This is a genomic window from Pedobacter sp. KBS0701, assembly GCF_005938645.2.
Lineage (GTDB): Bacteria > Bacteroidota > Bacteroidia > Sphingobacteriales > Sphingobacteriaceae > Pedobacter.
Genome location: NZ_CP042171.1, coordinates 1,039,701 through 1,054,887, shown reverse-complemented (window position 1 = coordinate 1,054,887; position 15,187 = coordinate 1,039,701). Strand labels below are relative to the sequence as shown.

Sequence of the window (15,187 nt, the reverse complement as noted above, 5' to 3'; positions counted from 1 at the left end):
TTTAGTGTAGAGCATTTAGCGTTCGGCGGTTTAAACGCTTTACGCCAGACGCTATACGCATGTCTTATTCATATTTTAATGCATCTACCGGGTTTGCTTTCGCTACTTTAACCGATTGCACACTTACGGTAAGTATTGCTATAATCACTGATAGACTTATGGCCACAATAAATGGCAAAGCAGAAACCGAAATGCGGTATTCGTAGCCCGAAAGCCATTTATTGATAATAATATAAGCTAACGGAAATGCGATCAGGTTTGCAATGGCAACCAGTTTGATAAAATCTTTGTTCAATAACGTGAGAATATTTGCCGTGCTTGCGCCTAAAACTTTACGGATGCTGATTTCTTTTTTGCGTTGCTCGGCCATGAAAAGCGCTAATCCCAACAAGCCTAAGCAAGAAATGAAAATGGCAAAACCACCGAACCAGTTGGAGAGTGTACCCAAAAGTTTTTCATTTTTGAACTTTTCTTCAAAAGATTCATCAACAAACTTTCTGTCGACAGGAAAATTAGGTTCAATGCGTTTAACTAAGTTATCTATATCAGAAAGTGATGAACTAATATTTTTTGTGGTGTTTAATCTAACCAGAATCATTTCTAATCCATCTTTACTACCAGCATAGAAAATCATTGGTGCTACTTTCTGATACGCTGATTCTACGACAAAATCTTTTACCACTCCAACTATAGTATTATCAGTTGTACCCCATTTAACTATTTTTCCAACAGGATCTTTAAACCCCATCATTTTTACTGCAGCTTCATTAAGCAACACACTATTTGTATCATTAGGGAATTGGGCAGAAAATTCTCTACCGGCTATCAATTCCGTTCCAATGGTTTTAATAAAATCAGTTCCTATAGCCCTAAAATTAAACAGGGCATTTTCTTTTGGATTTTTACCTTGCCAGTTAATATCTGATGTATTATTTCCTCCCTCACTAATGTCCATGCTAAACGTAGAGACACTTGCTGCAGCTCCGGATTTTAGTAACTGTTCTTTAAGCAATGCTGCTTTTTTGGGGTCTTTTAAATTTCCTTGTACAGCTATCTGTATAAGGTTTCCTTTATCGTATCCGATTGGCTTATTTTTAATATAGCTTAATTGTTGATAAATGACTATGGTGCAAATAATCAGGCATACAGCAAAAACAAACTGAGAAACAACCAATATTTTACGGATAGAAACAGATGAGCCCGATTTTACACTAAACCCTTTAATTACTTTTACCGGTTCAAAAGATGATAGATAAATTGCGGGGTAGCTGCCAGCCAATAATCCCGTAAAAGCAATTAACACCAAAAGCCCAAACCAAAACTTCCAGTTCTGGTATTCTATAACCAGATTTATACGTAATAAATTGTTAAAATAAGGTAAGCTTATTTCAGCAAGTACAAATGCAAGTATGGTACCTACCAACGTAAGCAACACCGACTCGAGCATAAACTGGCCAATTAATGATTTTCTGGATGAGCCGATCGCTTTGCGCACACCTACTTCCTTTGCTCTTTTCTCTGAACGTGCAGTTGACAGGTTCATAAAATTTACACAGGCGATCAATAAGATACAAAATGCCAGCATTAAGAATATTTTTAACTGATCTATCTTCCCGCCTATCGATTTACCATTTTCAAATTCCCCATATAAATGCCATTTAGCCAAAGGATGCAACAGTGCCACATTGGTTACATCTTTATCATTTTGTTGATAAATATATTTTATGGCGGCATTGGCTTCAGCTAATTGGTCCGGGTTCTGTAATTGTACCAGGGTTAAACAAATGTTATTTCCAAAAGGAGAATTTTTCACCCAGGGTTCTCTTTTTTCGTACAAAGCCCATGACATTAAATAATCAAATTTGACACTGCTGTTTGCCGGGACATCTTCAATTACCGCTTCTACTCTTAAAAGATCTTTATTATTTAGCTTTAGCATTTTATTTACAGGATCTTCTTTGCCAAATAATTTTTCTGCCAGTGTTTTAGTCAAAATAACAGTATTGAGTCCTTCTAAAGGGTGTTTAGGTTGGCCACTTATAAATTTATAGTCAAGAATTTTCAGAAAATCGGCACCTACAAAAACACCCTTAGCCTTTAGCTTCGTGGCATCATGTTCAAGTAATAGTGGATGAGGATAACTTGATTGCGCAGCATAAACAACTCCAGGTATTTTCTCTTTCGCTTGCTCAGCCATTTTTCCTGGTGTCCAGGCCCAACTAAAAGTTTTACCATTTGCAATCGAGTTATTATAAACAACATAAGTTTTATCATAATCTGTAAATTGTTTATCGTAACCATATTCATAAGCTACATACAACAACAAAACCATGCAGCTGGCCAGGCCAATGGCCAATCCACCCAGATTAATCAGGGTAAATCCTTTATTCCTCCAGAGGTTGCGTAATGCAATTTTTAGGTTGAGTTTAAACATATTTGTGAGGTTTAGCGTAAAGCGTTTTGCGGTTAGCGATAAATCCACGCTGATCGCCAAACGCTACACGTATTAGTTATTCGTATTTCAAAGCATCAATCGGGTTAGCCTTGGCCACTTTAACAGATTGCAAACTGACTGTTAAAACTGCAATTATAACGGAAATCAGGATAGCCAGCAGAAAGGGTAAAAATGAGATGGAAACACGGTACTCAAAAGCCGAAAGCCATTTATTGATAATAATATAGGCTAAAGGAAATGCAATCATATTTGCAATGGCCACCAACTTTATAAAATCTTTATTCAGCAACATGAGGATATTACCAGTGCTGGCACCTAAAACCTTACGGATACTGATTTCTTTTTTGCGTTGCTCTGCCATAAAAAGCGCCAGACCTAATAATCCTAAGCAAGAAATGAAAATTGCGAAACCGCCAAACCAGTTTGAAAGTGAGCCTAAGAGTTTTTCATTTTTAAATTTCACTTCAAAAGATTCATTCACAAATTTGCGGTTAACAGGATAATTAGGTTCCATCTGTTTTACCAAATCATCAATTTTAGCCAGCGATGAACTGATGTTTTGATTTGGATTTAAACGCGCAATGATAACCCTCGCATCGTACTTTCCATTTGCCCTAAAAATCATTGGGGCCACTCTTTGGTAAACACTTTCTACCACAAAATCTTTTACAACACCAACTATAGTTAGCTTTTTATCACCCCAGAAAGTAATTACTTTGCCTATCGGATTTTTTAATTGCATCATTCGCACAGCCGCCTCATTTAATAATACGCTAGCGGTATCGTTAGGAAATTTCGCAGAAAACTCCCTGCCACTAATCATTTTAGTGCCAATAGTTTCAACAAAATCATATCCTATTGCCCTATGGTTAAAAGAAATTTTCTCATTCGGATCTTTACCTTCCCATTCTACACCCGTTGTATTATCTCCTCCTTCAGTAAAATCTGTACTAAAAGAAGTAACATGAGTTGTTGCACCAGCTGCTATTAGTTGTGTTTTAAGTAATTCCAACTTAGCTGCATCATTCATTTTGCCAACTACTGCTATCTGAATTAAATTGGATTGATCATAACCAATAGGCTTGTTTTTAACATAATTAAGTTGCTGATAAATTACTGCTGTGCAGATAATTAAACTTGCAGCAAAAACGAATTGGCCAACCACTAATACTTTCCTCACCGAAGTGGATGAATCTGATTTAAGGGTGAAACCTTTTAACACTTTTATCGGCTCGAAAGAAGATAAATAGAGCGCCGGATAACTACCCGCAATTAATCCGGTTAAAATCATTAGCCCCACTAGTGTTAACCAAAACAGACCGTTATGATAATCAATTGTTAATTTGATATCCAATAAACTATTAAAATATGGCAAACTCACCTCAATTAAGATAAAAGCTAAAACTGTGGCAATAAATGTGATAAGCAGGGATTCTAAAAAAAACTGGTTAATTAAAGATTTACGTGTTGATCCGATTGCTTTACGAACGCCAACTTCTTTTGCCCTGCGCTCTGAGCGTGCTGTAGATAAATTCATAAAATTTACACAGGCAATCAGCAAGATGCAAAAGGCCAGCAATAAGAATATTTTAAGCTGATCTATTTTTCCACCTACCGATTTACCGTTTGCAAACTCATCGTACAAATGCCATTTGTTTAAAGGATGTAATAAAGCTAATGATGTATTATCTTTTTGATTTCGCTTGTAAATACCATGCATCAAATCATTTGCAGTAGTGAAAAAGTTATTATCTTTTAACTGAACAAGTGTTAAACACATGTTGTTGCCCCAATTGCCTTCCTTCACCCAGGTTTCACGTTTTTCGAACAATGCCCAGGGCATTATGCACTCAAAAGTTAAGCTACTATTTGCAGGAGCATCTTCTATTACAGCTTCTACTTTTAATACTTCCTCGTTTTCAAGCTTTACAGTCTTATTAATAGGATCTTCATTTCCAAATAATTTAGTTGCAAAAGATTTGGTGAGGATGATGGTATTTACATCTTTTAAAACCTGCGCTGAATTACCTTCAAGAAATTTATAGTCCAATATTTTAATAAAATTTTGGTCGGCAAATATGGCACTGCTATTTATCTTGTTATCGCCAACGGTAATGAGTTGTTTTCTCGGATAAGTAGTGTGAGAGGCATATTTAACGCCAGGGATTTTTTCCTGCACCTCTTTAGCCATCACATTTGGTGTCCACGCCCAGCTAAAAGTTTTACCACTTGCCTCCATGTTTTGATAAACTACATAAGTTTTATCATGATTGGAGAACTGTTTATCATAACTCCACTCATAAGCAACATATAGTAATAAAACCATGCAACTGGCCAGGCCAATGGCCAATCCACCAATGTTGATTAGTGAGAAACCCTTGTTTTTCCAAAGGTTACGTAAAGCTATTTTAAGGTTTAATTTGAACATATTATTGAGGTTGAGGGTTGGAAGGTTAAAAGGTTGAAGGTTCTAGCGCATTAGCCCTATAGTTTAAAACTTTCACCTTACCAGCGCCGATCCAAAATCTCCCCATCCGGGGAAGATTGTTGGCGGCTATTATTAACTAAACTAAAATCTATTTTGGGTTTGAAGGTAGGAAGGTGGAGGGTTAAAGATTGATACAACTCTAACTTCTACCTTAAAACTTCTGCCTTCACCCCTTATATCAGCTCTTCGTTACGGCTTTTGTTTATTTTTTCGGAGATCACATGACCATCTTTCAGGTTAATAATCCGGTTGGAGAAACTGGCATCGTGACTAGAGTGGGTAACCATTACAATGGTAGTACCGGTTTCATTCAGTTCGCAAAGCAACTCCATTACTTCGTTACCATGCGAGCTATCCAGGTTTCCTGTTGGCTCATCGGCCAGAACCAGTTTTGGTTTAGTTACCAAAGCCCTCGCCACGGCTACACGCTGCTGCTGTCCACCCGATAATTGTTGAGGAAAATGGCCGCTACGGTTTACGATGTTCATCCTTTCGATGATTTCATTTACCAGTTTTTTACGTTCGCCAGCTGCAATTTTATTGTAGATCAATGGTAGTTCGATGTTTTCGAAAACTGTTAACTCATCGATCAAATTAAAATTCTGGAAAACGAATCCCATATTTCTTTTACGGAAATTTGAACGTTCTCTATCATTAAGTGTTAAAAGCTCCGTATCGATAAACTTATAACTTCCGCTTTCAGGCTTATCCAATAAACCCATCACATTTAACAGGGTAGATTTTCCGCAGCCTGATGGTCCCATGATGGAAACAAATTCACCTGCAGCAACATGAAGGTTTATTCCGTTTAGGGCCGTTGTTTCTACTTCTTCAGTTTTGTAAACTTTTTCCAGATTTTCTATTTTAATCATCGTATCAAGTGTTGTTCTAGTATCAGGTATTTAGTATCAAGTATTTAGTTTCAGGTATTTAGTTTCAGGTATTTAGTTTCAGGTATCAAGACTTGTACAAGTAATGAGTATGAAGTATCAAGACCGGAGTATATTATCAGTTAACTTTATTCTCTATTTTAAAAATCGTAAATTGGTTATTGATTATTTTTAATTTATTGATCATTAATTATTGCATATCGTTAACCGCCAAACGCCATCCGCTTTACTTATTAATCTCCACCTGATCATATTGGTTAAACTGATCGTAAGATGAGGTAATTACTTCGTCGCCTTTTTGCAAACCGTCTAATATTTCGTAGTAGAGGTAATTTTTTCTGCCAATTTTTACGTTTTTCTTAAGTGCCTTGCCATTATTTACCACAAAAACCCAAGAGCCACCAGTACTTTGAAAAAACTGTCCCTGTGCCAAAAGCAACGATTTGCTGTTATCCGATAAGGTCAATTTGGTCTGTAACGATAAACCACGGCGTAAACCTTCAGGTGCAGCGCCTTTAAAAACCATTTCTACCTGAAATTGACCCGCAGTAACCTCCGGAATTACTTTGCTCACCGTTAAGTTATAGGTTTTGCCGTTAAATTCGCAATTGGCTGTTTGTCCCTCTTTAACCCTGTTGATGTAATATTCATCAACTCCTGCCTGAAGCTTATAACCCTGTAAAACATCAATTTTACCAATCATTTCGTTAGAATTATATGATTTACCAATTACCGGATCGTACGATGATAGTTTACCAGATACCGGGGCTTTGATGGTCATATTTTCAATATTTTTTCGGATCATTTCTAAGCTTTCGTTCATCTGCCCCATCGATTGATCGATTTGTGCCAGCTGCATTTTTCTACTCTGGTTTTCCTGTTTAACTGCCTGACGCACAATTTTCAGTTTGCCCTGGTAATATTCAAAATCCTGACTTGATTTGTTAAATTCCTGTAGCGTAATTACTTTTTTGGCGAAAAGTGAACTGTCTAATCTATATTGACGTGTTGCTGTTCTCAAGCTATTTTCTACATCCAAAACATCCTGGTTTAATACCCTTTGATTTTGCTCCAGATCCAATCTCGATTTGCGCAACTGATTAATCTGTTCTGTAGCAGCAGTTTGACTAGAGGTATAACTCAACATCGCATTTGAATTGGAGATTCTTAACAATGGCGTTCCTTTCACAACTGAAGCCCCGTTTTCGGTAAAAATTTCGGCTACCGTACCACCTTCTGATGAACTTACAATTACCGAAGTTAATGGAACTACACTGGCATTTAATAGCACCACATCTTCAAAATCGCCATATTCTACTTTACTGATGGTTAATTTATCGGCATCGGCACTGTAAACTTTTTTGAGGGACAAAGTATAGCCATAAATTACTACTGCTACAAAAGCAATTGCTCCACCTATTATTAACAGGCTTTTAGTGCTAAATCTTTTTTTCTCTATTTTCTTATCCATCTGTTCGGTTGTACTGTTCGATTTCCCTTATGCCAAGCTTGTGCCAAAAGCCAAAATCATAATTAAGACACTATAAATCAGTTAATTAATAAATTTCATTATTTTTACCTGTTCATTATCGCACAGTTGATGTGCGGGAGCGGACAGTTTTGTTACTTTAGCACATCAAATTTAAATTTATGTTAGACGCCACAGTTTTAATTATCGATGACGACGACGATATCCTTCTTAGTGCCCGTTTGTTTTTAAAACAGCAGGTTAAGCAGGTAATTACCTGTAAATCGCCTAAAGAAATTAATGTTTTACTAAGTAAAAATGAAGTAGATATCATCCTGCTTGATATGAACTATCAAAAAGGTGCAAGTGATGGCCGTGAGGGATTATACTGGCTTGAACACATTTTATCGATCGATAAAGATTATGTAGTCATTTTAATGACAGCCTTTGGAAATGTGGAATTGGCGGTTAAAGCAATTAAAAAGGGTGCAACAGATTTCATTTTAAAACCATGGGAAAATGAAAAACTTTTCGCCACCATTTCTGCGGCCTCAAAACTCCGCGAATCGACCAGAAAAGTTAAAAAACTCGAGAAAATACATTCTTCCCTACAAAAAGACCTTACCCGTGGTTTTGAGAATATCGTTGGTCAGGCTGATGGTATAAAACACTTACAGGCCACTTTGGTTAAAGTTGCACCTACAGATGCAAATGTGTTAATTTTAGGAGAAAATGGTACCGGAAAACAGGTTTTCGCTTATGAAATCCACGGAAACTCGCAGCGCAAAAACCAGGTTTTTATGCATGTTGATTTAGGTTCGTTGAACGAAAACTTATTCGAAAGTGAGCTTTTTGGTTATGCAAAAGGTGCTTTTACAGATGCAAAAGAGGATAAACCCGGACGTTTCGAACTGGCAGATGGAGGAACGATTTTTTTAGATGAGATTGGAAATTTAACGCTACCACTTCAGGCCAAATTATTAAGCGTTTTACAGAACCGTACGGTTACCCGTTTGGGCGAAAGCAAAGAACGTAAAGTAAATGTGCGCTTAATCAGTGCGACCAATATGCCCTTAAACGAAATGGTAGCAAAAAACACGTTTCGGCAGGATTTACTTTTTCGTATCAATACTGTTGAACTCCTATTACCACCACTACGCAAACGCGGAACCGACATTTTATTGCTGGCGAATCATTTTATGCAGGTTTTCAGTTCAAAATATCACAAAGAAATTCGTAAATTAAGTCATAAAGCAGAAGATGTGCTTTTAAATTATAAATGGCCCGGCAATGTGCGCGAATTGCAGCATGTTTTAGAACGTGCGGTGATTATGAGCGACGGAAACGAAATTTTGGAAGATGATTTACAGTTGAGTCCGCAGCGTTTTGCACAGAACAATTCAATGCCCGACGAAATGGCGCTCGAGGATATGGAAAAAATGATGGTGCAAAAAGCCATAGACAAACATAAAGGAAACATATCAAAAGCCGCTGCCGAACTGGGTTTAACCCGTGCAGCACTTTATAGAAGAATTGAGAAATTTGGAATCTGAGAAAGGTCGAAGGCAGGAAGGTTGAAGGCGGAAGATTAAATTCCAGCTTAAACCTTAGTCCCTATACCTTATAACCCTCTACCTTCAACCTTAAAACATGTTCTACCAACGCTTTACCTTCCGTTTAATATTCCGCCTGCTGATCATCAATCTGCTGGGCTACCTCCTGTTTTACCTCATCAAAAATACTCAGCTCTGGTTCACTATTATCGGTGTTGCATTGATTTTATCGGGTTCTATTATTTCGCTTTACTATTACATCAATCAAATCCGGTCGGATATTAACCGTTTCATTTTGGCAGTAAAAACCCGCGATCATACTTTAAATTTCAAAAACAAGGTAACTAAAGGCAGTTTTCCTGAATTATATGAATCGTTTAGTGATATTTTACAGGTGCATAAACAGATTAGGTTAGAACAGGAAGCCATGTTTCAGCTGATCAAAACCATTTTAGAACAGGTTCCGGTTGGTGTAATCGTGGTGAACAATACAAAGGAGAAGAAAGATGAGGAAATTGCGTTTTTCAACCAGGCTGCGTCAAACCTTTTGGGTGTACCCGCTTACAAGTACTGGCATCGGTTAAAACAACATCTTCCGGCATTTGGAACAGAAATAGAACAGATCTTAACGGGCGGAAAGCGGTTTCTGGAGTTAAAAATCCAGGATAAACTGATTCAGTTATCGACAGAGGTAATTCCCTTAAACCTTTACGGAAAAAACTATACCATCATCAGTTTCCAGAACATTAAAGATGAAATTGAGCAAAAAGAAACTGAAGCGTGGAACAGATTAATCGGTGTTATTTCGCATGAAATTTTAAATTCCATCACCCCTATCAGCTCATTATCGGATACGATCAATAAAATGGTAACCGATAAAAAGGACTTGACTGAGGATGAAATGGACGACCTTAAAACAGCGCTACAGACCATCCAAAGGCGTTCCTCAGGTTTATTGGATTTCGTAAAAGATTACCGCTTAATTGCCGAACTGCCTACTCCAAACCTCGAATCGCACACCATTGGTGAAATATTAAAGCACATTAAAGTTTTAATGCAGCCATTTGCAAAAGTTAAAAATGTGGTGCTGGATGTAGAACAAACTTCTTCAAAAATCACCGTTCAGCTGGATCTGAAATTAGTAGAGCAAGTATTGATCAACCTGATTACCAACAGCATTTATGCGGTCGAAAATAAGGAAATGCCCTATATTAATGTAAATTACCGTTTAGAAAATACTAAACTGTATATCGATGTTACCGATAACGGAAAAGGAATTGATGCGGGAGATTTAGAGAAAATTTTCGTTCCGTTTTACACCACCAGGAAAAATGGATCGGGCATTGGATTAACAATCAGTCGCAACATTATGAAGATGCACAGAGGCAGTATTGAAGTAATTTCTACTCCTGAAAGTGGTACCACTTTTTCATTGGTATTTAACTACGTTTAATCATTTGAATGTTTTTTTGACCTAAAATTTCAAACAAAACCAATTTGATATGCTTTTAAAGATATAGATACATCAAATACAAGCATGAAGACAGTTATAATATCGAACAGACTACCCGTTAAAATCATCGAAGAGAACGACGAATACACGTTTATTCCCAGCGAGGGCGGTCTTGCTACCGGCCTTGGCGACGTGTACAAATCAGGCAATTCCATCTGGATAGGATGGCCAGGAATAGAGGTTCCAGAAGAACGTCAGGAAGAAGTTACACAAAAACTCGCTGCATTAAACCTCTATCCGGTTTTCCTCACCCAAAACGAAATCAATTTATATTACGAAGGCTTTTCAAATGAAGTATTGTGGCCAGTATTTCATTATCTGGTTACATACGCACATTACGAACAAAGTTATTGGGATTGTTACCGATCTGTTAATGAGAAATTTGCAAAAAGTGCCATGCAGGTATTGGGCAGAAGAGATAAAATCTGGATTCAAGACTACCAATTGCTCCTTCTACCGGGTATTTTAAGAGAAAAACTCCCTAATGCTACCATCGGTTTTTTTCAACATATCCCCTTTCCTTCTTACGAAATATTCAGGTTAATCCCCTGGCGGGAAGAACTTTTAAATGGACTTATAGGCGCTGATTTAATCGGTTTCCATACTTTTGATGACGTACGCCATTTCATCAGCACGGCAACACGCCTACTCCCCGTAAATTCATCATCAAACGTACTTAATAGTAACGAAAGACAGATTGTGGTAGAAGCTTTCCCTATGGGAATTGATTATGATAAATTTTCAGACTTAACTGCTACCGAAAAGGTAAAAAAAGAAATTGATTATTTCAGGACCGGAAAAGAAGAGATGAAAGTAATCCTTTCTATCGACCGCCTGGATTATAGCAAAGGTATTTTGGAAAGGTTAAAGGCTTTAGAACTTTTGCTTCAGGTCCATCCGGAGTATATAGGAAAAATAGAACTTTTTATGATTGTCGTACCCTCTCGCGATACGGTACCACAATATAGTGAGCTAAGGGATCAGATTGATCAGTTTGTAGGTAATTTAAATGCGCGTTACCGCTCTATTAACTGGATTCCTGTAAATTATTTTTACCGTTCTTTCCCTATTGAGGTGTTATCGGCACTTTATGCCTCAGCCGACATCTGTTTGGTTACACCTATGCGTGATGGCATGAACCTGGTTAGCAAGGAATACATTGCCAGCAGGAATAATAATGATGGCGTGCTCATATTAAGCGAAATGGCCGGTGCTTCTAAAGAATTAACCGATGCCGTAATAGTTAATCCGAACAACCTTGGCGACATTATGGAAGCCATTGTAACTGCATTAAAAATGCCCTTGGATGAGCAACAGCAACGTATGACAGCCATGCGGGCAATTGTAGAAAAATTCAATGTGAAACATTGGGTAAACAATTTTATTTTAAGATTAAACGAAGTGAAAGATTCTCAAAAATCGTTACTAACGAAACATGCGGTAAATACCATTAATGAAGTAATTGCTGCAAAATATGCCAAAACAACCGATCGGGTACTGTTTTTGGATTATGATGGTACCCTGGTAGATTTTACCGGAAATATTGATGATGCCTCTCCAGATGATGAACTTTATGATTTAATAGAAAACCTGACCATTGATAACGCCAATAAAGTGGTAATTATCAGCGGAAGAAGACATGAAACTTTAGAACAGTGGTTTGGACATTTAAAGGTAGACCTGATTGCAGAGCATGGAGCCTGGCAAAAATCGTACGGAGATAAATGGAACAGCCTGCCACTACTCACCGATCAATGGAAACAGGAAATAAAAACCTTGTTAGATACTTATACCGACCGCACTCCAGGATCGTTTATTGAAGAAAAAAGCTACTCCTTAGTTTGGCACTACCGAAAAGCAGAAGAAGGATTAGGCGATTTAAGGGCCAATGAAATTATCAGCCACATGAAGATACTTGCTGCAGATAAAGGCTTACAATTGATGCCGGGCAATAAGGTAATTGAGTTTAAAAACATGGAGGTTAACAAAGGCAAAGCGGCCTTAAATTGGCTTTACGATAAGAAACCAGATTTTATTTTGGCGCTTGGCGATGACCATACTGATGAAGATATTTTTAGGGTATTGCCAGATAATGCTTTTACCATCAAAGTTGGCAATAACATTTCGGAAGCAAAGTACTACCTAAATGATTTTAGAGAGGTAAGAAAGCTGCTTTGGAGTTTGGTGAAGGAAGAGTTTGTAGGACGGGATTAATAGCTTTGACAACCTTAATATGCCTTGTGCGTGTCAAAGTTGTCAAAGCTTTTTTTACGAAATAAATAATCATTTCTACCAAAGTGCAACGTAGTCGGGAAATCTATATGGAGAAATCTTTCTATCCACTGTGTTCCAGTCGAGATGACGAAATTTTTATTGAAAATCCAAACCCAAGGTCTTTGTTCCCAGAAACCTATTTTTTATAATAGCTTTGACAACTTTAATATGCCTTTTGCGTGTCAAAGTTGTCAAAGCTTTTTTACGAAATAAATAATCATTTCTAACAAGTGCAACGTAGTCGGGAAATCTATATGGAGAAATCTTTCCAGATAGATCTCTCCATTCCACTGCGTTCCAGTCGGGATGACGACTTTTTTATCGGAAAAGCAAGGCCTGTGTTTCCACAGCGCTTTTAATCTACGATCTTACAAAAATATCGGTCTATCCAATTTAATCGCAATACGGTAAGCCGCATTCATTAAACCCACATGGCTATAAGCTTGCGGAAAATTCCCCCACTGGCTCCCTGTTTTAGCATCAACATCTTCGCTAAATAACAGCAGATGGTTGCAATACTTAATAATGTTTTCAAATTCTTTTATTGCTTCATCAGTACGTCCTACGCAGGCTAAAGCCTCTACATACCAAAAAGCACAGATTAAAAATGTGGTTTTTGGTTTGCCGAAATCATCAGCATGCAGGTAGCGGTAAAAAAGACCATCTTCGGTTTTCAATTCTTTTTCTAATGCAATTAAATGGTCCTTTGCCCGATCAGAAGCCGGATCCAGATAATTCATCATAATCAATTGTAAAGTACTCGCATCTAGATGCGGACTTCCAACGGCATTGGTATAAACTTTTCTTTCCGGATCATAACAAGCTTCAATGTGTGCCGCAGCTTTGTCGATTAAAATCTTTGCCCGCTTTTCAAAATCTTCATTACCAATAGTTTTAGCCATTTTTAAAGCCGCCTGCGCTCCTGCCCATTGAAATAAGTTACTGTAACAATGTACATTGGCAATATTCCTGAATTCCCAAATTCCGGCATCCTTTTCGTCAATAGTGCGTTCAATTTTAGAAAGTACACTTTCGATCCACTTTACCGAATCGCTGCGTTCAGAAAAAACAAAACGGTGATCGGTATAAAGCGGCAACATTGAAATTAAAACCTGTCCATAAATATCATTTTGAATATGTTCGTAAGCCTGGTTTCCTATCCTTATGGGTTGCTCGCCTTTGTAGCCTTTTAAATGACTTAGCGTATGTTCGGTAATTTGCCTTTCTCCTGCAATACCGTATAAAGGTTGGTAGCGTGTATCTTCCGCGTGAGAAATATCAGAAAGGTAATTGAAATACTTCTCCATTTCTTCAAAATGACCGATATGGTTAAGTGAAGTTAATACATAATGTGAATCTCTTAACCAGCAATAGCGGTAATCCCAGTTTCGGGTACTGCTTGGTGATTCTGGTAAACTGGTGGTGCTGGCGGCAATTATCGCTCCGGTGTCTTCATACTGATGGATTTTTAAAACCAAAGCCGAGCGGATTACAAAAGGTTGGTAAAAACCAGCAATAGAGGAATGTTTAATCCATAAGCGCCAATAAGCAATGGTTTCCCGTAAAAAATTTTCGGCTGTACTCACTAAAGGGGCCTCTAAATTTTGGCCATAAGTCATCACAAGATATTTAGCCTCATTCAGTACAAATGCTTTTTCATCGATAATATAGGTAAGCGACACATTGGTGCTTAAACGGATATTTTCATCACAGCCTAAATAATCGATGTGGTTACTGCCCCGGCTCGATTTCATTTTACCTTTTCCGTAGTCACAAACCGGCTCGCATTTAATGGTAATCCGTGGATTACCCTCCAGAGGTTCGATCTTTCTGATCAACATTAGTGGTTTAAAATAGCGATCGTATAGGCGAAAACGTGGCGCAAAATCGGTAATGCGGTATTTTCCATCTTCAGCTGTGATTTCTGTTCGTAAAACATTGGTATTTTCGATGTAATATTGGTTAGATGTAAATTCACCTTGTGGTAAAATAGAAAACTCCCCTCCTTTTTTCTCGTCTAATAAACTCCCAAAAACAAACGGACTATCGAAACGTGGCCAGCAGAGCCATGAGATATCAGTATTTTTATTTACGTGTGCAATGAAAGCGCAATTTCCTATAATTCCTGTTTGATAAAGGTGCTGTTCGGCCATAGACTATATTTTTTGTTTATTTACTAACAAGCTTATGGGGAAAATGTTGGGTAGAAAACAAAAAAGACCTCGCAGGCTTTGAAAACCTGCGAGGTCTGGAAAGAAAATTGAGTTTGCTTTTTGAAAATGTAGGGTTCTGTGTTAATGTCGGCCAATAGTCCTGCTATCGCTTCAAGTCCTCACTCGTACCTCGTTCCGGGCTTTCCGCTTTATCAGGTTTATTAACAAAGGTTCTGCCCAAGTTCATCAAAGAATAAATCTATTTGGAAACGGTTTCTCTCTTGCGTTAGGGATTGTAAGGGTTCAGTGCCGATTAAGCATCTGTTTTTTTATTTAATTACGGTATGCTTGCTTGTTTCACAGGTCTTCATCGGTACCGGAGCGAAGCGCAGC

General features: G+C 37.8%; 8 protein-coding genes. 3 read left to right on the top strand and 5 right to left on the bottom strand.

Annotation, left to right across the window (positions count from 1 at the left end; all coding sequences use genetic code 11):
- Positions 1-64 precede the first annotated feature (64 nt).
- The 4 genes from FFJ24_RS04080 to FFJ24_RS04065 all read right to left on the bottom strand — a co-directional run bounded on the left by FFJ24_RS04080 (position 65) and on the right by FFJ24_RS04065 (position 7,304).
- Positions 65-2,434 (bottom strand): ABC transporter permease, encoded by a 2,370-nt coding sequence (locus FFJ24_RS04080; protein WP_138822805.1) that lies wholly within the window; start codon positions 2,432-2,434, stop codon positions 65-67.
- A 76-nt stretch (positions 2,435-2,510) separates the two neighbouring features.
- Positions 2,511-4,883 (bottom strand): ABC transporter permease, encoded by a 2,373-nt coding sequence (locus FFJ24_RS04075; protein WP_138822804.1) that lies wholly within the window; start codon positions 4,881-4,883, stop codon positions 2,511-2,513.
- A 233-nt stretch (positions 4,884-5,116) separates the two neighbouring features.
- Positions 5,117-5,815: an ABC transporter ATP-binding protein gene (locus FFJ24_RS04070; RefSeq protein ID WP_113951873.1), complete on the bottom strand. Its 699-nt coding sequence runs from the start codon at positions 5,813-5,815 to the stop codon at positions 5,117-5,119.
- Positions 5,816-6,059: 244 nt separating this feature from the next.
- Entirely contained in the window at positions 6,060-7,304 is a 1,245-nt protein-coding gene (locus tag FFJ24_RS04065; RefSeq protein WP_138822803.1) for an efflux RND transporter periplasmic adaptor subunit, read from the bottom strand.
- A gap of 179 nt (positions 7,305-7,483) precedes the next feature.
- On the opposite strand from FFJ24_RS04065, the gene FFJ24_RS04060 reads away from it, so the two are divergent.
- The 3 genes from FFJ24_RS04060 to FFJ24_RS04050 all read left to right on the top strand — a co-directional run bounded on the left by FFJ24_RS04060 (position 7,484) and on the right by FFJ24_RS04050 (position 12,581).
- Positions 7,484-8,854: a sigma-54 dependent transcriptional regulator gene (locus FFJ24_RS04060; RefSeq protein ID WP_138822802.1), complete on the top strand. Its 1,371-nt coding sequence runs from the start codon at positions 7,484-7,486 to the stop codon at positions 8,852-8,854.
- Between the two features lie 97 nt (positions 8,855-8,951).
- Entirely contained in the window at positions 8,952-10,307 is a 1,356-nt protein-coding gene (locus tag FFJ24_RS04055) for a PAS domain-containing sensor histidine kinase (RefSeq protein WP_138822801.1), read from the top strand.
- Between the two features lie 84 nt (positions 10,308-10,391).
- Positions 10,392-12,581 carry a bifunctional alpha,alpha-trehalose-phosphate synthase (UDP-forming)/trehalose-phosphatase gene (locus tag FFJ24_RS04050; protein WP_168202382.1) on the top strand — a complete coding sequence of 730 codons (2,190 nt, stop codon included), beginning with the start codon at positions 10,392-10,394 and terminating at the stop codon, positions 12,579-12,581.
- 428 nt (positions 12,582-13,009) lie between these two features.
- Here the strand turns inward: FFJ24_RS04050 and FFJ24_RS04045 are convergent, their stop codons facing one another.
- A complete protein-coding gene (locus tag FFJ24_RS04045) occupies positions 13,010-14,794 on the bottom strand; it encodes a glycoside hydrolase family 15 protein (protein ID WP_138822798.1) in 1,785 nt (594 codons plus the stop codon).
- Positions 14,795-15,187: the final 393 nt, after the last annotated feature.